This window comes from Duganella margarita (assembly GCF_009857535.1).
Taxonomy (GTDB): domain Bacteria; phylum Pseudomonadota; class Gammaproteobacteria; order Burkholderiales; family Burkholderiaceae_D; genus Rugamonas; species Rugamonas margarita.
In genome coordinates this window covers 170967-191965 of sequence record NZ_WWCS01000010.1, presented here as the reverse complement: position 1 = coordinate 191965, position 20999 = coordinate 170967, and the positions used below count along the sequence as shown (strand labels likewise).

17 protein-coding genes and 1 tRNA gene are annotated in these 20999 nt (G+C 61.9%); 12 read left to right on the top strand and 6 right to left on the bottom strand.

Annotated elements, in window-relative coordinates:
* Nucleotides 1-87 precede the first annotated feature (87 nt).
* From thrC to moaD, 3 genes are read left to right on the top strand one after another with little or no spacing between them, the layout of a single operon-like run.
* Nucleotides 88-1566: a threonine synthase gene (thrC, locus tag GTP55_RS17100; protein ID WP_161046059.1), complete on the top strand. Its 1479-nt coding sequence runs from the start codon at nt 88-90 to the stop codon at nt 1564-1566.
* Nucleotides 1566-2777 (top strand): molybdopterin molybdotransferase MoeA, encoded by a 1212-nt coding sequence (locus GTP55_RS17095; RefSeq protein WP_229257986.1) that lies wholly within the window; start codon nt 1566-1568, stop codon nt 2775-2777. The genes thrC and GTP55_RS17095 overlap by 1 nt, the downstream gene beginning before the upstream one ends.
* A gap of 8 nt (nt 2778-2785) precedes the next feature.
* Nucleotides 2786-3040 (top strand): molybdopterin converting factor subunit 1, encoded by a 255-nt coding sequence (moaD, locus tag GTP55_RS17090; RefSeq protein WP_161046058.1) that lies wholly within the window; start codon nt 2786-2788, stop codon nt 3038-3040.
* Here moaD and GTP55_RS17085 read toward each other — a convergent pair.
* A complete protein-coding gene (locus GTP55_RS17085; protein ID WP_161046057.1) occupies nt 3037-3279 on the bottom strand; it encodes a hypothetical protein in 243 nt (80 codons plus the stop codon). The two genes, moaD and GTP55_RS17085, sit on opposite strands and share 4 nt — an antisense overlap.
* Before the next feature lie 32 nt (nt 3280-3311).
* Between GTP55_RS17085 and GTP55_RS17080 the strand changes: the two genes are divergently transcribed.
* Nucleotides 3312-4568, top strand: a complete 1257-nt coding sequence (locus tag GTP55_RS17080) for a TIGR03862 family flavoprotein (protein ID WP_161046056.1) — start codon at nt 3312-3314, stop codon at nt 4566-4568.
* A gap of 75 nt (nt 4569-4643) precedes the next feature.
* Here GTP55_RS17080 and GTP55_RS17075 read toward each other — a convergent pair whose 3' ends face one another.
* The 4 genes from GTP55_RS17075 to hpnD form a co-directional block, all read right to left on the bottom strand.
* Nucleotides 4644-5450: a head GIN domain-containing protein gene (locus tag GTP55_RS17075; RefSeq protein ID WP_161046055.1), complete on the bottom strand. Its 807-nt coding sequence runs from the start codon at nt 5448-5450 to the stop codon at nt 4644-4646.
* Nucleotides 5451-5460: 10 nt separating this feature from the next.
* Nucleotides 5461-6255: a DUF1700 domain-containing protein gene (locus GTP55_RS17070; protein ID WP_161046054.1), complete on the bottom strand. Its 795-nt coding sequence runs from the start codon at nt 6253-6255 to the stop codon at nt 5461-5463.
* 140 nt (nt 6256-6395) lie between these two features.
* Nucleotides 6396-7763 carry a hydroxysqualene dehydroxylase HpnE gene (gene hpnE, locus GTP55_RS17065; protein ID WP_161046103.1) on the bottom strand — a complete coding sequence of 456 codons (1368 nt, stop codon included), beginning with the start codon at nt 7761-7763 and terminating at the stop codon, nt 6396-6398.
* Nucleotides 7764-7848: 85 nt separating this feature from the next.
* Nucleotides 7849-8682: a presqualene diphosphate synthase HpnD gene (gene hpnD / locus GTP55_RS17060; protein ID WP_161046053.1), complete on the bottom strand. Its 834-nt coding sequence runs from the start codon at nt 8680-8682 to the stop codon at nt 7849-7851.
* Nucleotides 8683-8885: 203 nt separating this feature from the next.
* On the opposite strand from hpnD, the gene GTP55_RS17055 reads away from it, so the two are divergent.
* Complete coding sequence (locus GTP55_RS17055) at nt 8886-9212, top strand: hypothetical protein (RefSeq protein WP_161046052.1); 327 nt, start codon at nt 8886-8888, stop codon at nt 9210-9212.
* 42 nt (nt 9213-9254) lie between these two features.
* On the opposite strand, the gene hpnC is transcribed toward GTP55_RS17055, so the two are convergent.
* Complete coding sequence (gene hpnC / locus GTP55_RS17050; protein ID WP_161046051.1) at nt 9255-10097, bottom strand: squalene synthase HpnC; 843 nt, start codon at nt 10095-10097, stop codon at nt 9255-9257.
* Between the two features lie 167 nt (nt 10098-10264).
* Here hpnC and GTP55_RS17045 point away from each other — a divergent pair, with 167 nt between their 5' ends.
* The 7 genes from GTP55_RS17045 (at nt 10265) to lon (ending at nt 20951) form a co-directional block, all read left to right on the top strand.
* Nucleotides 10265-11353 (top strand): efflux RND transporter periplasmic adaptor subunit, encoded by a 1089-nt coding sequence (locus tag GTP55_RS17045; RefSeq protein ID WP_371868371.1) that lies wholly within the window; start codon nt 10265-10267, stop codon nt 11351-11353.
* Complete coding sequence (locus GTP55_RS17040) at nt 11350-14451, top strand: efflux RND transporter permease subunit (protein ID WP_161046050.1); 3102 nt, start codon at nt 11350-11352, stop codon at nt 14449-14451. The genes GTP55_RS17045 and GTP55_RS17040 overlap by 4 nt, the downstream gene beginning before the upstream one ends.
* 160 nt (nt 14452-14611) lie before the next feature.
* Nucleotides 14612-14698, top strand: a tRNA-Leu gene (locus GTP55_RS17035).
* Nucleotides 14699-14730: 32 nt separating this feature from the next.
* The gene (gene tig, locus GTP55_RS17030) at nt 14731-16071 is read left to right on the top strand and encodes a trigger factor (protein WP_110848084.1); all 1341 of its coding nucleotides are present in this window, start codon (nt 14731-14733) and stop codon (nt 16069-16071) included.
* Nucleotides 16072-16229: 158 nt separating this feature from the next.
* Complete coding sequence (clpP, locus tag GTP55_RS17025; protein ID WP_371868370.1) at nt 16230-16847, top strand: ATP-dependent Clp endopeptidase proteolytic subunit ClpP; 618 nt, start codon at nt 16230-16232, stop codon at nt 16845-16847.
* 160 nt (nt 16848-17007) lie between these two features.
* On the top strand, nt 17008-18276 hold the full coding sequence (gene clpX, locus GTP55_RS17020; protein WP_110847814.1) for an ATP-dependent Clp protease ATP-binding subunit ClpX: 1269 nt from the start codon (nt 17008-17010) through the stop codon (nt 18274-18276).
* Between the two features lie 263 nt (nt 18277-18539).
* Nucleotides 18540-20951, top strand: coding sequence for an endopeptidase La (lon, locus tag GTP55_RS17015; RefSeq protein WP_161046048.1), 2412 nt, complete (start codon nt 18540-18542; stop codon nt 20949-20951).
* Nucleotides 20952-20999 lie beyond the last annotated feature (48 nt).

The following is a 20999-nucleotide window of genomic DNA, read 5'->3' as shown; positions in this document are numbered from 1 at the left end:
GTGAATTTCACGGCTGGGCGCAAGGCGCACTATAATAGTCCCTCGCTTTGTACCGTCCTGCAGCTCAACTGGAATCTCTTCTTATTTATGCAATACGTGTCTACTCGCGCCGCCCAGTCGGCCGCCGCTTCGTCTCCTCAACAATTTTCCGATATTCTGCTGGGCGGCCTGGCCGCTGACGGCGGCTTGTTCCTGCCTGCGACCTATCCGCAAGTAACCGGCGCGGAGCTGGATGCATGGCGCCAGCTGTCGTACGCCGACCTGGCGTTCGAGATCCTGAAGAAGTTTGCGACCGATATTCCGGAAGCCGATCTGCGTGCGCTGACCGCCAAGACCTATACCAAAGAAGTTTATAAAAACGTTCGCGAAGGCGAGAAGGCTTCCCAGATTACGCCGCTGCGCGTGCTGGAAGAGGGCGAGAACGGCACCAGGCTGGTATTGCAGGCGCTGTCCAATGGCCCGACGCTGGCCTTCAAGGATATGGCCATGCAGTTGCTGGGTAACCTGTTCGAGTACGCGCTGGCCAAGCAGAACGCGGAACTGAATATTTTCGGCGCCACTTCCGGCGATACCGGCAGCGCCGCCGAATACGCGATGCGCGGCAAGCAGGGCATCCGTGTCTTCATGCTGTCGCCGCACAAGAAGATGAGCGCCTTCCAGACCGCGCAGATGTTCAGCCTGCAGGACCCGAACATCTTCAACATCGCCATCGAAGGCGTGTTTGATGATGCGCAGGACATGGTCAAAGCCGTGTCCAACGACCTGGAATTCAAGGCCAGGTACAAGATCGGCACCGTCAACTCGATCAACTGGGCACGCGTGGTGGCGCAGGTGGTGTACTACTTCCGCGGTTACCTGGCGGCGACCACCTCCAACGACCAGAAGGTGTCGTTCACCGTGCCGTCGGGGAACTTCGGCAATATCTGCGCCGGCCATATCGCCCGCATGATGGGCCTGCCGATCGACAAGCTGGTGGCCGCCACCAACGAGAACGACGTGCTGGATGAATTCTTCCGCACCGGCGTGTACCGCGTGCGCAAGTCGGCCGAGACCTATCACACCAGCAGCCCGTCGATGGACATCTCCAAGGCGTCCAACTTCGAGCGCTTCGTGTATGAACTGGTGGGGCGCGACGGCGACCGCACCCGCGCACTGTTCCACAAAGTGGACACCCACGGCGGCTTCGACCTGTCCGGCAAGCCTGGCAGCGACGGCGACGAGTTCAAGCTGGTGGCCAATTACGGCTTCAAGTCCGGCAAGTCGACCCATGACGACCGGGTCAACACCATCCGCGACGTGGCTGATGATTACGGTATCGTGATCGACACCCACACCGCCGACGGCATCAAGGTCGCCAAGGAGAATCTGGAACCTGGCGTGACCATGATCGTGCTGGAAACCGCGCTGGCGGCCAAGTTCAACGAAACCATCCTGGAAGCGTTAGGCGAAGATGCCGAGCGTCCTGAAGGCTTCGAGAACATCGAAGACCTGCCGCAAAAGTTCGTCGTCATGAAACCGGATGTCGCCGCCATGAAGGCGTACATCGCTGCCAATACGGGCCTGTAATGGAACGCAAGCCGATGCTGGCCGTCCGCGAAGCGCTGGACCTGATGCTGGCTGCTGCGCGACCGGTGCAGGATATCGAAGTCATCTCCACGCTGGCCGCTAATGGCCGCGTGCTGGCCAAGGCCCAGGTTTCGGCCATGAACGTACCGGGCGCCGACAACACGCAGATGGACGGCTACGCGGTGCGCGCCGCCGATTGCGCCGGCGGCCATGCGTCGCTGACGGTGTCGCAGCGGATTCCGGCCGGCCATGTCGGCCAGCCTTTGCTGCCGGGGACTGCGGCGCGCATCTTCACCGGCGCCATGATTCCGGAAGGCGCGGACGCTGTGGTCATGCAGGAGCAGTGCGAGTTGGCGGGCAACGTGGTCACGATCAAGCATGCGCCGAAGTCCGGCGAGTGGATACGCCGCGCCGGTGAGGATATCACCAGTGGCAGCGTGGTGCTGCCGGCTGGGGCGCGCTTGCGCAGCCAAGAGCTGGGCCTGGCCGCATCGGTCGGGCTGGCGGAACTGCCGGTCAAGCGCAAGCTGAAGGTGGCGGTGTTCTTCACCGGTGACGAGCTGACCATGCCTGGCGAGCCATTGGCGCCGGGCGCGATCTACAATTCCAACCGTTTTACGCTGCGTGCGCTGCTGGAGAATCTGGGCTGCGAAATCACCGATTTCGGCATCGTGCCCGATTCGCTGGAGGCTACGCGCTCGGTGCTGCGCGAATCGGCGCAAGGGCATGACCTGATCATCACTTCCGGCGGCGTATCGGTCGGCGAGGAGGATCACATCAAGCCGGCGGTGGAAGCCGAGGGCAAGCTGAATATGTGGCAGATCGCCGTCAAGCCGGGCAAGCCGCTGGCGTTCGGCGAGGTGCAGCAGGCGTTCTTTATCGGCCTGCCGGGCAATCCGGTGTCCAGCTTCATCACCTTCATGATGTTCGTGCGGCCGTTCGTGCTGCGCCTGCAAGGGGTAGAGAGGGCGATTGCGCCGCGCGCGTTCCCGATGCGCGCCGATTTCGACTGGCCGAAGGCCGACAAGCGCAATGAGTTCCTGCGCGCGCGCATCAATGATGCGGGCGGCGTGGAGCTGTTCCACAACCAGAGTTCCGGCGTGCTGACGTCGACGGTGTGGGGCGATGGCGTGATCGACAACCCACCCGGCCAGGCCATCGCCGCCGGCGACCTGGTTCGATTCATACCGTTTAACGAGTTATTGTACTGATTGTAAAGATGGTTATTACCGTAAAATTTTTTGCCAGCGTGCGCGAGGCAGTGGGAGCATCGTCTGAGTCGATGGCGCTGCCGGCTGGTCTCGGCACGGTGGGCGCGCTGCGCGAATATCTGGCGGCGCGTGGTGAACAGTGGCAGCAGGCCTTGAGCCATCCGGCGCTGCGCATGGCCTGCAATCAGGTGATGTGCGACGCCGATACGGCGCTTGCCGATGGCGCCGAAGTGGCGTTCTTCCCGCCGGTGACCGGCGGCTAGGTGGTCTTTTTGGCCTTGCGCGCGGCGGCCAGGTCGTCGCACATGCCGCAGGCCCTGGCGTGGCGATGGCGCCGCCAGGCGGAATACGTGAAGATGGCGGCCGCGATCAAGGCCCATGCGCCGGCGCTCAGATAGTCTTCCCTGGCGGTCGAGCCCTTGAACCATTCGACGGCGGCCAGCAGCGCGGCCAGCGGCACCGCCGCCAGCAAAAAGCGTTTTATCCAGAATAGCGCACCCATATTATCTCCCTTGTTTTTATCGGACCGAATGCATGCAGCCTAGTTTGACATCTTTTCGCGTCGCCGTCATCGGCGGCGGCCCCGCCGGGCTGATGGCCGCGCAAACGCTGGCGCAGGGCGGGGCGCAGGTGGACGTTTATGATGCCATGGCTTCGGTCGGCCGCAAGTTTTTGCTGGCGGGGCGCAGCGGCATGAACATCACGCACGCCGAGCCGTATGCGGATTTCGTTACGCGTTACGGCGCCAGCGTGCAGGGATTGCGGCCGATGCTGGACGCCTTTGGCCCGCAGGATGTGCGCAACTTCGTCCAGGGCCTGGGGCTGGAGACGTTTGTCGGCACCTCGGGCCGCGTGTTCCCGACCGATATGAAGGCGGCGCCGTTGCTGCGCGCCTGGTTGCATCAGTTGCGCGACAGCGGCATACGCTTCCACATGCGGCATCGCTGGCTGGGTTGGCAGGATGATGCGCTGCGCTTTGCGGCGCCTGACGACGCGGGCGTGGCCGGCGCGCGCGAGGTGCTGGTGAAGCCGGACGCAGTAGTGCTGGCCCTCGGTGGAGGCAGCTGGGCGCGGCTTGGTTCGGATGGCGCGTGGCTGCCATGGCTGGCGTCGCGCGGCGTTGCGGTGGCGCCGCTGGCGCCGGCCAATTGCGGCTTCGATGTGGCGTGGAGTGAGCATTTCAGCAGCCGTCACGCCGGCGAGCCGTTGATGACGGTGGCGGTGATCGCGCGCGATGCGCAGGGCCAGGAAATGCGCCGCCAGGGGCAGTTTGTGGTGACGCAGGGCGGCGTGGAAGGCAGTCTGATTTATGCGCTGTCGGCGCCGTTGCGCGATCAGATCGCGGCCGAGGGCTACACGACGATCTGGCTGGACCTGATGCCGGATTGGGCGCCGCAGCGCGTGCTGGACGCAGTGTCGCGTCCGCGCGGCGCGCGCTCGATGGCCAGCCATCTGCAAAGCCGTTTGGGCATCAAGGGCGTCAAGGCCGGGCTGCTGCGGGAGTGTCTGAGCAAGGAGCAGTTCAGCGACGAGGTGCAACTGGCGGCGGCGATCAAGCGTTTGCCGGTGCGGCTGCTGCGGCCGCGCCCCATCGATGAGGCGATCAGCACCGCCGGCGGGGTGCGCTGGGATGCGTTGCAGGGCACCATGCTAAAGGCCCTGCCGGGCGTGTTCGTGGCCGGCGAGATGATTGACTGGGAGGCGCCGACCGGCGGCTATTTGCTTACCGCCTGCTTTGCCGGCGGCGTGGCCGCAGCGCGCGATGCGCTGGCCTGGCGCGCGGCGAACTAGCCTCACATGTAGCGTCGTGGCGGGACAGGCGCTGCAGCCTGCGCGTGGCGCGGCTCTACGGCGGCGCCGCTGCGCTCACTCCCAGCTAACGTCGCCCGAACCGCTGCGGCTGACGTTGCGCTGGTCGGGATTGCCCAGCACGCGGATGTCGCCGCTGCCGCGCAGCGTCAAATCGGCCGACTGCTTGGCGAAGACGTGGCTGGTGCCCGAACCTTTCAGATTCACCGTGACCTTGTCGGCCGCCAGATGGCGCGCATCCAGGTCGCCGGAGCCGGTCAGTTGCGCGTCCAGCGTCTTGCAGCTGCCGGAGGCGGTGATCTGGCCCGAGCCGACCATCTCCAGCTCCACATTCTCGGAGCTGCCCGCATTCAGATTCAGATTGCCGCTGCCATGCGCGCCGGCCGCCAGCGAGCGATAGCGGCCGTTGAAGGTCACGTTGCCCGAACCGTGCAGCTGCAATTCCAGCCGCTCGCCGTTAAAGCCGGATACTTTGGTGTCGCCGCTGCTGCTGACCATCAGTTCTTCCAGCGACGGCAGCACCAGCTCCACCTGCAAGCGGTGGCGCGGATTGAGCAGCATGCCCTTGGTGCCGATGTGCAGGTCGCGGCCATCTTGAACGGTCTCGATGTTGGCCAGCGAGCGCTGCTCGCCGCGCACCTTCAGCGAGGCGTTCTGGCCTTGTGTCAGAATCAGGTCGATCGGGCCGCTCAGCTCCACCGAAGTGGCCATGGCGTCGATCTTGCGCGTCTCGCCGCCAAGGGAGCGGCCGGCGGTGCTGGTCGGGCTGCTGCTGCCGTAGGCCTTCAGCATGCTGTAACTGACGCCGATCAGCACAAAGGCCAGTAACAGCAGGCTGACGCCGATTTTCATTAATGCTCGCATCTCGTTCTCCTCAACGGCCGCGCAGCAGCGACATATTCATCGCCGCATAGCGTTTCAGGCCGATTACCGTGTAGCGCGTGAGCACGATGCTGATCAGGCACAGGCCGATCCCGCCCAGCACCAGCCCGAGTCCCATCAGCGATTGCGTGGTGCGGGCGCCGCTGTCGAAATCGGTGGTGATGCGCACGTCGCCGGTCGCCACCGCTTCGGCGCGGTTCAACAGGCGGCCGCTGCGGCTCAGGCCTTCCTCGTCGGTCGGCGCGGCCTCCACTTCGTCCTTGTTGAGCTGCACGCCCATGCGGTCGATCGACACCCGCCAGCCCTGGGCGTCTTCTTCCTCTTGCGGCGTGTCGAAGCGGGAATTGGTGAATTCCATCAGGTGGCGCAGCGGGCCTTCCAGCGCCAGTTCATTCTGGCCCGACAGGCCGCTGGCGGTCAGCGCCACGCCGCCGATGTAGAACGCAAACGCCGACACGTAAATCGCCCCCAGCAGGCTGGCGTACACCAGCGCCGGAATCACCATGAACAGGTTGAAGATCGACAGGCCGACAAACGACACCATCGCCCGCGCCAGGTTGAACGGGGTTTTGTGCTGGCCGAATTCGCTCAGGTGCGCGTTGGCGCGCAAGGTCATGGCGATCTTGCGTGGCTCGTCCAGTTCCTGATAGACCTCGGCCTCGCTGCGGCCGGCCACCAGGCCGTCGATGAAGCGTTGCTCGTAGTAGGCCAGGGTCTTGGCCACCGTCTCCGGTGGCAGACCCTGCATCGCTTGCCTGAGCGCGTCGAGGTATGCCTGCTTGGTCATGATGTCAGTTTTCCAATAATTCTCTAAATCCATCGCAATATACGGCTTTTGCCGATGATGCGACTGTACGCACAGGCCCGTCTACGCGCCATCGCCATGTGACAGGCTGCAAAAAGGGCGGCACAGGCGACCAAAAAGGGCTACTGGACGGCGCTCCGCTTGAGCAGGGCGGCAGCGGCCACGCCGCTGCGCACGGCCGCTTCCAGCGTGGCCGGGTAGGTTTGGGCTGGATGCGCGGCGGCCGTGTAGTCGCCCGCCAGCACCAGGCCGGGCAGGCCGCTGTCGTTGCCGGGACGGCGCAGACCGGGCGCGCAGGCGTAGGTGGCGCGTTTTTCGGTGATCACCTTGAACCAGTCGGGCCGGCCCAGTTCCGGGCGCTGGAAATCGACCGCCAGCTGCACCGCCACCGCTTCCGCCAGCAATTCCTGCGGCTGGGCGGCGGCCGCGCCGGAGGCGCTGATGACCACCGCCAGCAGGCCGGCCTGGCTGGCGTCCAGCTGGCCGCGATCGAACACGAACTGGCCGTAGTGGTGGTTGTAGGGCTCATCCAGCAAAGCAAAGAACGGTCGCTCCAAGCGGGTGGCGGCGTCGTATTGCAGGTAGACGGTGGTGATGGCTTCCGGCTCGAAGGCGGTCAATTGGCCGCACAGGGCGGCGGTGTCCTGTGCCGGGATATCGTGCAGCAGGGCGGCGGCCTGGGCTGCGCCGGTGGCCAGCACCACGCCGCCGAAATAGGTGCTCCAGGTGCCGCCGACGGCGGCGCCGCTGATGTCGAGCTGCCACAGGCGGCCTTCGATCGAGTGGATGCCCTGCACCTTGGCGCCGCTGCGTACCGTGCCGCCACGTGCTTCGATGAAGGCGGCGGCGGCTTCCGGCAGTAGCTTGCTCAGGTCAGTGCGCGGCAACAGCATGTCGGAGGCGCGGCGGCGCGCGCCGAGGCTGTCGCGCAGCACGTTGAGGAAGACTTGCGCCGAGGCGCGTTCCGGCGGCGTGTTCAGCGCGGCCAGGCACAGCGGGCGCCACATCAGTTTGGTCAGGCGCGGTGTCTGGTCAAAGCGTTCCAGTAGTTCGCTGACGCTGCAATCGGTGTCCAGTTGCCAGCCCATCCAGCGCGCGGTGGTCGAGAAGCGGGCCAGGCTCAGTTTGTCCTGCGGCGTCAGTCCCTGGGCTTTGAACAGTGCGGCAGCCAGGTGCAGCGGGGCGGGCAGCGGCAGTGACGGCGCGGCGAAGTCCATGCCGCCGGTGCCGGCCGGATAGCGCATTTGCAGCGGCAGCGTCAGCAACGCCTGGTCACGCTCGACGCCGGCCAGCTTCATCAAGCGCAAGGTTTCGCTATAGGCGCCCAGCAGGATGTGCTGGCCGTTGTCGAGGTGGGCGCGGTCGGTGTCGACGCGGCGGGCGCGGCCGCCCAATGTGCGGGCCGCTTCCAGCAGGGTGACCCTGTAGCCGGCCTGGGCCAGCTCGATGGCCGCCGCGCAGCCGGCCCAGCCGGCGCCGATGACGGCCACCGAGCGGGCGGGCTGGCCCGGCTCCGCCTGGCCGCGCTTGTCGGCCGGCGTGCCGGCGACGTCGGCGTTATCGGTGATGTTACGCTCAACCACGGATATACGTTTTCCATGCCAGCCACAGCTTGCGCAGCGGCGTCAGCGAAATACGGTGTTGCAGCACATGATAGCCGTCGGCTTCCACTTCGGTCAGCAGCGTGCGGTAGATGGCGGCCATCATCAGGCCGGGGCGCTGGGCGCGACGGTCTTCCTTCGGCAGCAGCGCGAAGGCTTCGTCATAGACGGTTTGCGCGCGGGCGATCTGGAACGCCATCAGCTTCTCAAACTTGTCGCTGTGCCTGGCGTTGATGATGTCGGCGGCGGTGACGTTGAACTGCTGCAGCTCGTTGATCGGCAGGTAGATGCGGCCTTTGCGCGCATCTTCGCCGACGTCGCGGATGATGTTGGTCAGCTGGAAGGCCAAGCCAAGCTTTTCGGCGAATTGGAGCGTCTGCGGGTTGGTCACGCCAAAGATGCTGGCCGACAGGATGCCGACCACGCTGGCCACGTGCCAGCAGTATTTGTTGAGCGCCGGGAAGTCGAGGTAGCGGGTCTGGTTCAGGTCCATCTCCATGCCGTCGATGATGGCCTGGAAGTGTTCCTGTTGCAGGTTGTACGGCTGCAAGTGTGGCGCCAGCGCCTGCGTGACCGGGTGCGACTGGGTGCCGGCGTACATGTCGCCGATTTCCTTGCGCCACCAGGCCAGCTTGATGCGGGCGATCGATTCGTCGGTGCATTCGTCCACCGTGTCGTCCACTTCGCGGCAGAACGCGTACAGGGCGGTAATGGCGCGGCGACGCTCCGGCGGCAGGAACAGGAAGCTGTAGTAGAAACTGGAGCCGCTTTGGGCGGTCTTTTGCTGGCAGTAGTCGTCGGGAGACATGGATAAAAAAGCAAGAAGCTATTCGAAGCCGCTATTCTATAGGAAGGGGCAACAGCGTGGTCTGCAACTTCAGGCGTTTTGCGGATACAATATGTTACCTTTGTCGGAGTTGCTCACGTATGAATCACCAGATTGTTGCAGCCTTGTTCTTCATTCCAGCCCTTGCTGGGTGCCAGGGCTCGTCTGCGGACGATACGACGCCCATGAAAACGGCCACTTATTACATGCAGAATCTGGCGGAGGCGCGCGAAATGGCGGGCCGCTGCAAGTTGCTGGATGAGCAGAAAGTGCGCACGCTGAGCCCTGGGGATTACCAGGAATGGCAGATTTCCAACGAGGGCGTGAATTGCCAGACAGCGTTGTCGGTATCGGAAGCGGCGTCGGTGCGCGAGCTGGTGCTCAAGCAGTCCAGGCCTTCGGTGCCGGTGGCGACCCCCAAAGTGTCGGCCCCGCCATCCTCCGCCGTGCCGTCATTGCGCGACCGCAACGACCAGAAACTCAGTTCCTCCCGGACACTCGCTCCTGTTTGATAGCCCAGCGCTGCGCTTCGCCAGCGGGGCCAATAGAGGGGCTCACGCGGTGCGCGGCACCCCTTTCAGGCGTTTCTTCATGCGCAGCGCGGCCCATAAAATGCCCATCCAGTCACGCTTGCTCAGCTTGGGACGGTGCAGGAACACGTCATACTCCGCCGCCTCGATCGCGTCCAGAATGCGCAGGCCGCCTTGCACCACCATCCGCAACTCGAAGCCGATGCGGCCCGGCAGGCGCAAGGCCAGCGGTGCGCCGCTCAGCAACAGTCGGCGCGCGCGGTCCACTTCAAACCGCATCAGCGAGCGCCAGCGCGGACGCGCGCTGGCATGATCCAGCGCCGCCGGCGAAATCGCATAGCGGTTCAAGTCCTCCAGCGGAATGTAGATGCGCTCCTTGTGCAGATCAATCGCCACATCCTGCAGGAAGTTGATCAACTGTAAGGCGGTGCAGATCGCATCCGAATCCCGCACATTTTCCTCGTCCGCCGCGCCGTACAGGTGCAGCATCAGCAGGCCGACCGGGTTGGCCGAGCGGGCGCAGTAATCCAGCAGCGCGTCATAGGTCTGATAGCGCGACACCAGCACGTCCTGCTTGAAGGCCGACAGCAAATCGTACATCGGCTTGAGCGGCAGCTCGAATTCTCGCACCACCTGCGCCAGCCGCTCGAACATCGGCGCATGGTCGGTGCCGCCTTGCGCGATACGGGCCAGCGCGTCCTCGTAGGAGGTCAGCGCCGCCAGGCGTTCTTCGGGCGCGGCATCGCCTTCGTCGGCCAGATCGTCGGCGCTGCGGGCGAAGGCATAGATGGCTTCCACCGCCGGGCGCAAACGCTTGGGCAACAAAATCGAGGCGACAGGGAAGTTTTCGTAGTGATCAACCGGCATAGAGCGAGGCGAGCGGCAGTTGCCGGGGTATGGTTTCCAGCGCGTAATGGTAGTGCCATCATGAAATAAGAGCAAGGTCAAAATTAATGACGCCTCGGTCATTTGCAAACGAAGTTATTCGGCTTATAATTTATAAATAACTTGATAGTCATTAAAAGGAAGCCGCTGTGTTCACTTTGAAGAATATGCTGGTCGCCACCTCGGCGCTGGTGCTGCTTGGGGCCTGCTCAAAGCACGAGGAGAAAACCGAAGACATCCGCCCGGTGCGCGCCATGCTGCTGGCCAGCAGCGACGTCGACGTGAATGCCGAATTTTCCGGCGAAGTGCGGGCGCGGATCGAGTCGCGCCTCGGTTTTCGGGTCGGGGGCAAGATCGTCAACCGCAAGGTGGACGTCGGCACGCTGGTGAAAAAAGGCCAGGTGCTGATGCAGCTCGACCCGCAGGACCTGCAGTTGTCGCAAGCCCAGGCGCTGGCCAATCTACGCGCCGCTGAAACCAACCGCGACCTCGCCAAGGCCGATCTCAAGCGCTACCAGGAGCTGGTCAGCAAGAGTTTCGTCAGCCAATCCGTGCTGGATGCCAAAGACTCGACCTTCAAGGCGGCGCAAGCCAATGTGGAAGCGTCGCAGGCGGCGTATCGCGGCCAGTCCAACCAGGCGGCCTATGCGGCGCTGGTGTCCGATGTCGACGGCGTGGTGACGGAAGTTGACGCCGAAATCGGCCAGGTGGTGGCGGCCGGCACGCCGGTGGTGCGCGTGGCCAAATCGGGTGAGAAGGAAATCGTCATCGGTCTGCCGGAAGACAAGGTCGAGGTGCTGCGCCGCGTGGCGGACGTGCAGGTTCGCCTGTGGGCCGATCCCAAAAACACCGTGCCCGGCAAGATCCGCGAGATTTCGCCGGTGGCCGATCCATCGACCCGCACCTACACTGTCAAGGTGTCGATTCCCGATTCGCTGGCCGAAGCCAAGCTGGGCATGACCGCCGTGGTGCAGTTCGCGTCCAAGACGCCAACGCCGCAAATCAAGGTGCCGCTGACGGCGCTGTTCCATGAAAAATCGCAGACCTCGGTGTGGCTGGTGGAGCAGGGCGCCGTCAAGCTGGTGCCGGTGACCATCGGTGGCGTGGCCGGCAACGATATCGTGCTGGCCAGCGGCGTCAAGCCGGGCCAGACGGTGGTGACGGCCGGCGTCAACCTGCTCAAGCCGGGCCAGAAAGTGACCATCCTCGGCAATGACCTGCCAAAGGCGGCCAAATGAAGGAAGGATTCAACCTCTCACGCTGGGCGCTGGAGCACATCCCGCTGACGCGTTACCTGATCGCGGTGTTGCTGATTGGCGGCTTCCTCAGCTATAGCAACCTCGGCCAGGATGAAGATCCGCCGTTCACCTTCCGCGCGATGGTGGTGCGCGCCAACTGGCCGGGCGCGACCGCCTTGCAGATGGCCGAGCAGGTCACCGACAAGCTGGAGAAAAAGCTGCAGGAAACGCCGGGTATCGATGAGATCTCCAGCTATTCCAAGCCGGGCGAGACCACCATCATCCTCAAGCTGCGCGAATCGACGCCGCCCAAGAGCGTGGCCGATGCCTGGTATCAGGTGCGCAAGAAGATCAGTGATATCCAGTTAACGCTGCCTTCCGGCGTGCAGGGACCGTTCTTCAACGATGAGTTCGGCGATACCTACGGTTCGATCTTCGCGCTGTCCGGCGACGGCTTTACCTATGCCGAAATGAAGGATTATGCGGACTTCGTGCGCCAGCAAATGCTGGGCGTGCCGCTGGTGTCCAAGGTGGAATTGTTCGGCGTGCAGGATGAGAAGATCAATATCGAGTTCTCGCACCAGAAGTTTGCCCAGCTGGGCATTCCGATCGAGACCATCGCCAACCAGATCGCCACGCAGAACTCGGTGGAAGCCACCGGCGTGCTGGTGACGCCGACCGACAACCTGCAAGTCCGCGTGACCGGCGCGTTGAAGACCGTCAAGGATCTGGAGGAGCTGGAACTGCGCGCCAACGGCACCACTTTCCGCTTGGGCGACTTTGCCACCATCAAGCGCGAATACCAGGACCCGCCGGGCAACAAGATGCGCTTCAACGGCAAGGAAGTGATCGGCCTGGGCGTGTCGATGGAGAAGGGCGGCAATATCATCGAGCTGGGCAAGCACATGGAGAAAACCGTGCGCATGCTGAAGGCCAAGCTGCCGGTTGGCATCGAGCTGGAACGCGTGTCGGACCAGCCGGAAGCGGTCAAGGCCTCGGTGGGCGAGTTCGTCCACACGCTGATCGAAGCGGTGCTGATCGTGCTGGGCGTCAGCTTCGTCGCGCTGGGCCTGCACAGCAAGCCGAAACTGCGGCTGGACGTGCGTCCCGGCCTGGTGGTGGCGCTGAGTATTCCGCTGGTGCTGTCGGTGACCTTCCTGTTCATGCGCGTACTGGACATCGACCTGCACAAGATTTCGCTGGGTGCGCTGATTATCGCGCTGGGCCTGCTGGTGGACGACGCCATCATCGCCGTCGAAATGATGGTGCGCAAGATGGAGGAGGGCATGTCGCGCTTTGACGCCGCCACGTTCGCCTACAAATCCACCGCGATCCCGATGTTGACCGGCACCCTGATCACGGTGGCGGGCTTCCTGCCGATCGGCCTGGCCAAATCGGCGGCCGGCGAGTACACCTTCTCGCTGTTTTCGGTCAACGCGCTGGCGCTGGTGATTTCGTGGGTGGTGGCGGTGACCTTCACGCCTTACCTCGGCTACGTGCTGTTGAAGGTCAAGCCGCATGCCGAGGGTGGCGGCGAGCATGAGCTGTTCGATACGCCGGGCTTCCGCAAGTTCCGCGCGCTGGTCAACTGGTGCGTGGAGTACCGCTGGATCACCATCGGCGCGACGCTGGCGGTGTTCGCGCTGGGCGTGTATGGCTTCAAGTTCATCGAGAAGCAATTCTTCCCCGACTCCAGCCGTCCTGAGCTGATGGTGGAACTGTGGACCCCGGAAGGCACGACCTTTGCGGCCAACGAGGCGCAGGTGAAGAAGTTCGAAGCCTTCATCCGCAAGCAGGATGGCGTGGTCAGCGTGACCAGCTACGTCGGCACCGGGTCGCCGCGCTTCTACCTGCCGCTGGACCAGATTTTCCCGCAGACCAACGTGTCGCAGATCGTGGTGCTGCCGAAAGACCTGCAGGCGCGCGCTGCGCTGCGCGACAAGATCGTCGACGTCTTCAAGCATGATTTCCCGGAAGTGCGCGGCCGCGTCAAGCTGCTGCCGAACGGGCCGCCAGTGCCGTATCCGGTGCAGTTCCGCGTCACCGGCACCGAAGTGGCCAAGGTGCGGGCGATTGCCGACCAGGTCAAGGACATCATGCGCGCCAATCCGAATACGATCGGCGTCAACGACAACTGGAATGAGTCGATCAAGGTACTGCGGCTGGACCTGGACCAGGACAAGATGCGGGCGCTGGGCGTGACGTCGCAAACCGTGATGCGCGCGGCTAACACCATCCTGTCCGGCACCAGGATCGGCCAATTCCGCGAAGGCATCCAGCTGATCGATATCCAGATCCGCCAGCCGCTCGATGAGCGTTCGACCATTTCGGTGCTAAACGACACCAATATCCCGACCGCCAGCGGCAAGTCGGTGCCGATCAGCCAGCTGGCGCGCGCGCACTTCGTCTGGGAGCCGGGCGTGGTGTGGCGGGAAGGGCGCGACTGGGCGATTACCGTGCAGTCGGATGTGGGCGACCACATCCAGGGCCCAACTGTGTCCGGCCAGATCGAACCGCAGCTGAAGGCGCTGCGCGACGCGCTGCCGGCCGGCTACGCGATCACGGTCAAAGGCGCGGCGTCGGACAGCGGCGCGGCGGAAGCGTCGATTGCGGCCAACCTGCCGCTGGCGATCTTCCTGATCTTCACGCTGCTGATGCTGCAGCTGCATAGCTTCTCGCGGGCGCTGCTGGTGTTCCTGACCGGGCCGCTGGGCGTGGCCGGGGCGGCGATGGCGCTGCTGTTGCTGGGAAGGCCGCTGGGCTTTGTCGCCAACCTGGGCATCATCGCGCTGTTCGGCATGATCATCCGCAACTCGGTGATCCTGGTCGACCAGATCGAGCAGGACATCAAGGCCGGCCACGATCCGTGGACCGCCATCGTGGAATCGGCGGTGCGCCGCTGCCGTCCGATTATCCTGACGGCCGCCGCCGCGGCGCTGGCCATGATCCCCTTGTCGCGCTCCGTATTCTGGGGGCCGATGGCGGTGGCGATTATGGGCGGACTTATTCTGGCGACGGCGCTAACGTTATTGTTTCTGCCAGCGTTGTATGCGGCCTGGTTTAGAGTTAAAAAGCCTATAAAACAGGCAAATAATTAGAAATTTGTGCGGAATGTTGGCGACATACTAAAAATCGTCACCATTCCGCGAAAAACCCGTTAAAATACCGCGTTGAAGTTGAAAGCTCCTGCATCAAAGAGCGGGAATAGGGCGACCGTTTTCACTTACGGATCGCCCTTTGCTTTTGTGCACACATGCCGCGAGGATGGCGAAATTGGTAGACGCACCAGGTTTAGGTCCTGACGCCAGCAATGGTGTGGGGGTTCGAGTCCCCCTCCTCGCACCAACTGTACTTTTTATTTTTTGGACGATTTTTACATGGCAACTGCAGTCGAAACCTTGGGCAAACTCGAACGTCGTATCACGATCTCCTTCCCGCTGACCGAAGTCCGCGCTGAAGTTGAGAAGCGCCTGAAAGTGCAAGCCAAAACGGCTAAGGCACCAGGCTTCCGTCCGGGTAAAGTTCCTCTGAAAATGGTCGCAGCACAGTACGGTTATCAGATCGAGACCGAAGTGCTGAACGATAAAGTTGGCCGCGCTTTCAACGACGCCGCAAACGAAAACCAGCTGCGCGTTGCTGGTTTCCCGAACATTGAGCCGAAGGCCGAATCGCCAGCCGGCGTACTGGCCTTCGACGCCACCTTCGAAATCTATCCGGAAGTCGAAATCGGCGACCTGACCAAAGTAGAAATCGAAACCGTCAAAGCCGAAGTCAGCGAAGCTGAAATCGACAAGACCATCGACATCCTGCGCAAACAGCGCGTGCACTTCCACACCAAAGGCGAAGCCGGCGAACACGGCGACGGCGGCGAAGCTGTTGCCGCCAACGGCGACCGCGTGACGGTGGACTTCGTCGGCTCGATCGACGGCGTGGAATTCCCAGGCGGCAAAGCTGAAGATTACCCGTTCGTGCTGGGCGAAGGCCGCATGCTGCCGGAATTCGAAGCCGCGACCGTCGGCCTGAAAGTGGGCGAAGCGAAGACCTTCCCACTGGCCTTCCCAGAGGACTACCATGGTAAAGACGTGGCCGGCAAAACCGCCTCGTTCACCATCACCCTGAAAAAACTGGAATGGGCGCACCTGCCGGAAGTCGACGGCGAATTCGCCAAGTCGCTGGGCGTGGCCGATGGCGACGTTGCTAAAATGCGCGAAGACATCAAAGTCAACCTGGAACGTGAAGTCGCCGGCCGCGTGAAAGCACGCAACAAAGAAGCCGTGATGGACACCCTGGTCAAGACCGCCACCCTTGACGTGCCGAAATCGCTGATCGCCCAGGACACCGAGCGTCTGGCCGAAATCACCCGCCAGGACATGGCGCAGCGTGGCATGAACGTCAAGGACGTGCCATTCCCACCAGAACTGTTCGCAGAAAAAGCCGAGCGTCGCGTACGCCTGGGCCTGATCCTGTCGCAACTGGTGACCGAGAACAACCTGCAAGCCCAGCCTGAGCAAGTTAAAGCCCAGATCGAAGACTTCGCCCAAAGCTACGAAGATCCACGCGAAGTGCTGAAGTACTACTACAGCGACCGTCGTCGCCTGGCAGAAGTCGAAGCCCTTGTATTGGAAGAAAACGTCGTCAACTACGTCCTGGGCCTGTCGAAGACGTCGTCCAAGGCCATTGCCTTTGACGAACTGATGGGAAGCAACGCACAAGCGTAATTCAGTTAGGTTAGAATAAAGACAGCGCCACCGCCGTCGTCCCGGCGCAAGCCGGGATCCATGTTGAGCATGCGTTCTATAGGGGCCGGCCTGCGCCGGAACGACGCGGTGGTAATGTTTCTGAACCGGCTGCTTCACAAGGAAATAGAATGACTGGTATGAACCGAAATCCGGCGCTGGACACCGAAATGCTCGGCCTGGTGCCGATGGTGGTGGAACAAAGCGGCCGCGGCGAGCGCTCTTATGACATCTACTCGCGTCTGCTGAAGGAACGTATTATCTTCATGGTCGGTCCGGTCAATGACCAGATGGCCAATCTGGTGGTCGCCCAGCTGCTGTTCCTGGAGAGCGAAAACCCGGACAAGGACATCTCGCTGTACATCAATTCGCCCGGTGGTTCGGTTTCGGCCGGCCTGGCGATCTTCGATACGATGCAGTTCATCAAGCCTGACGTATCGACGCTGTGCACCGGGATCGCCGCTTCGATGGGCGCCTTCCTGCTGGCCGCTGGCGCCAAGGGCAAGCGTTTCTCGCTGCCGAACTCGCGCATCATGATTCACCAGCCGTCGGGCGGCTCGCAGGGCATGGCGTCGGACATCGAGATCCAGGCCAAGGAAATCCTGTACCTGCGCCACCGTCTGAACTCGATCATGGCGGAACGCACCGGCCAATCCGTCGAGCAGATCGCCAAAGACACCGATCGCGACCGCTTCATGTCGGCGGAAGAAGCGGTAGAGTACGGTCTGATCGACAAAGTGTTGACCAACCGGGCTTAATGCTTTCCCCGCAGCATTGCTAAAAAGACGCCCGGACGATTAATCGTTCGGGCGTTTCGTTTTTATTTCGGGTAGCATGTGGTGTAGGCGGATTTTTTCCAGTCTTCAAACTTGCTAGCCGGCAATGGCCAAGCCATTCTGTAACCAAAGAAAACTGCCCATGTCAGACAAAAAATCCTCCAGCGGCGAAAAACTTCTGTACTGCTCGTTCTGCGGCAAAAGCCAGCACGAGGTGAAGAAGCTCATCGCCGGCCCGTCGGTGTTCATCTGCGACGAGTGTATCGATCTGTGCAATGACATCATCCGCGACGAAACCTCGGCCATCGAGTCGGTTTCGGGCGCCAAATCGGACCTGCCGACCCCGCACGAAATCAAGGACTTGCTGGACCAGTACGTGATCGGCCAGCAAACCGCCAAGCGCATCCTGTCGGTGGCGGTGTACAACCACTACAAGCGCCTCAAGCACCTGGGTAAAAAAGACGAGGTCGAACTGGCCAAGTCCAACATCCTGCTGGTCGGCCCGACCGGCTCGGGTAAAACCCTGCTGGCGCAAACCCTTGCGCGCATGCTGAACGTGCCGTTCGTGATCGCCGACGCCACCACGCTGACCGAGGCCGGCTACGTGGGTGAAGACGTCGAGAATATCATCCAGAAACTGTTGCAAAGCTGCAACTACGATGTGGACAAGGCGCAACGCGGCATCGTCTACATCGATGAGATCGACAAGATCTCGCGCAAGTCGGACAACCCGTCGATCACCCGCGACGTGTCGGGCGAAGGCGTGCAGCAGGCGCTGCTGAAACTGATCGAGGGCACCATGGCCTCGGTGCCGCCACAAGGCGGCCGCAAGCATCCTAACCAGGACTTCGTGCAGATCGACACCACCAACATCATGTTCATCTGCGGCGGCGCGTTTGACGGCCTGGCCAAGGTGATCGAGAACCGTTCGGAGAAATCCGGCATCGGTTTCGGCGCCTCGGTGAAGAGCAAGTCCGAGCGCAACGTCAGCGACGTGCTGATGGAAGCGGAACCGGAAGATCTGATCAAGTTCGGCCTGATCCCTGAACTGGTGGGCCGTCTGCCGGTGGTGGCGACGCTGGCCGAGCTGACCGAAGAAGCACTGATCCAGATTCTGGTCGAGCCGAAGAATGCGCTGATCAAGCAGTATTCGAAGCTGCTGGAAATGGAAGGCGCGGAACTGGAGATTCGCCCGGCCGCGCTGCACGCGATCGCCAAGAAAGCGCTGGCGCGCAAAACCGGCGCCCGCGGCCTGCGTTCGATCCTGGAACACGCGCTGCTCGATACCATGTATGAGCTGCCAAACGAAACCAACGTCACCAAAGTGGTTATTGACGAGAATACCATTACCAGTGGCGCGAAACCTTTGTTGATTTATCAGGAGCAGCCCAAAGCTTCTGGTGAGAATTAAATAACGAGTGCACACTTGCCCCGCGCGACAGCAAAATTCATTTCGCATCCGTGGGGCAAGGCGGTACAATCAAAATCAATAAAAGAATACAGGCTTCAGTCGGAAAGCCACTCGTGACGCTGGTCGCGCGTGGCTTTTTTTATTCGCGATTCTTTTAGAGTGCAGAAAATATTCTTTTATATAAGGAATATTTCTTGTAGGTCGGTCTTGTGATTTGACGGAACAGCGCCATTTCATAATCACGCTTTCACATAAGGTACGCCATGACAACTTCCAAATTAACTGAGCAAACTCAACTGCCGTTATTGCCGCTGCGGGACGTCGTCGTATTTCCGCATATGGTGATACCGCTGTTCGTAGGACGCCCAAAATCGATCAAGGCGCTGGAAGCCGCGATGGAGCAAGGCAAGAGCATCATGCTTGCCGCCCAAAAAGCCGCTGCCAAGGACGAACCTTCTGCTTCCGATATTTATGAAATCGGCTGCGTGGCCAATATTCTGCAAATGCTGAAACTGCCGGACGGCACCGTCAAGGTGCTGGTCGAAGGTGCCCAGCGCGCCCGCATCAATAAAATTACCGATACGCCGACGCACTTCGTGGCCGATCTGACGCCGCTCGACTCCGAGCTGGGCGACGATTCGGAAATCGAAGCGATGCGCCGCGCCATCGTTCAGCAGTTCGACCAGTACGTCAAACTGAACAAGAAAATTCCACCAGAGATCCTGGCCTCGCTGTCGGGAATCGACGACGCCGGCCGCCTGGCCGACACCGTGGCCGCCCATCTGCCGCTCAAGCTTGAGCAGAAACAGGTGATCCTGGAGATCTTCAGCGTCGCCAAGCGCCTGGAGCATCTGCTGGGCCAGCTGGAAGGTGAGCTGGACATCCTGCAGGTCGAGAAACGCATCCGTGGCCGCGTCAAGCGCCAGATGGAGAAGTCGCAGCGCGAGTACTACCTGAACGAACAGGTCAAAGCCATCCAGAAAGAACTGGGCGAGGGCGAAGACGGCGCCGACCTGGACGAGCTGGAGAAGAAAGTCGCGCTGGCCAAGATGCCGAAAGAGGCGCTGGACAAGGCGACTGCCGAGCTGAAAAAACTCAAGCTGATGTCGCCGATGTCGGCCGAAGCCACCGTGGTGCGCAACTACATCGACACCCTGGTCAGCCTGCCCTGGAAGAAAAAATCCAAGGTCAACAACGATCTGACCAACGCGGAAAAAGTGCTGGAAGGCGACCACTATGGCCTGGACAAGGTTAAAGAACGCATCCTGGAATACCTCGCAGTGCAACAACGCGTCGACAAGCTGAAGGCGCCGATTCTGTGCTTCGTCGGTCCTCCGGGCGTGGGTAAAACCTCGCTGGGCCAGTCGATCGCACGTGCCACGAACCGCAAGTTCGTGCGCATGGCGCTCGGTGGCGTGCGGGACGAGGCCGAGATTCGCGGTCACCGCCGTACCTACATCGGCTCGATGCCGGGCAAGGTGCTGCAATCGCTGGCGAAAGTCGGCGTGCGCAACCCGCTGTTCCTGCTGGACGAGATCGACAAGATGGGCGCGGACTTCCGCGGCGATCCATCATCGGCGCTGCTGGAGGTGCTGGATCCTGAACAGAACCACACCTTCTCGGACCACTACATCGAGGTTGATTTCGACCTGTCGGATGTGATGTTCGTGGCGACCTCGAACTCGTTCAACATCCCGCCGGCGCTGCTGGACCGCATGGAAGTGATCCGCCTGTCGGGTTACACCGAGGACGAAAAAGCCAGCATCGCGCAGCGTTACCTGCTGCCGAAGCAGATCAAGAACAACGGCCTGAAAGAGGACGAGATCTCGGTCAACGACGCCGCCATCCGCGACATCGTGCGTTACTACACCCGTGAAGCCGGCGTGCGTTCGCTGGAACGCGAAGTGTCGAAGATCTGCCGCAAGGTGGTCAAGATGCTGCTGCTGAAAAAGTCGGAGAAGAAAGTGATCGTCACGCCGAAAAACCTGGACAAGTTCCTGGGCGTGCGCCGCTACGACTTCGGCGTGGCCGAGAAAGAGAACCAGGTTGGCCAGGTGGTTGGTCTGGCATGGACCGAAGTGGGCGGCGATCTGCTGACCATCGAAGCCGTGCAGATGCCAGGCAAGGGCAATGTCATCCGCACCGGCACGCTGGGCGACGTGATGAAGGAATCGATCGAAGCCGCCCGCACAGTGGTGCGCAGCCGCGCGCAGCGTCTGGGCATCAAGAATGAAGTGTTCGAAAAAGCGGACATTCACATTCACGTGCCGGAAGGTGCAACGCCGAAAGACGGTCCGTCCGCCGGCGCTGCCATGACGGTGGCGATGGTGTCGGTCTTCACCGGGATTCCGGTGCGCGCCGATGTGGCAATGACCGGCGAGATCACGCTGCGCGGCGAAGTATTGCCGATCGGCGGCTTGAAGGAAAAACTGCTGGCAGCGCAGCGCGGTGGCATCAAAACCGTGCTGATTCCTGAGCAGAACGTCAAGGATCTGGCCGACATTCCGGACAATGTCAAAAACAAACTGGAGATCGTGCCGGTGCGTTGGATCGACAAAGTGCTGGAAATCGCCCTCGAACGTCAGCCGGAACCGCTGGTGGAAACCGCTCCGGTGGAGGCTGTTGCGGCCGCCGCCACCAAGGTTGACGGCCAGGTCGAAGTGGTAAAACACTAACGCTTTAGCTGTAATACCGATAAAACAGGCGCTTATATAGCGCCTGTT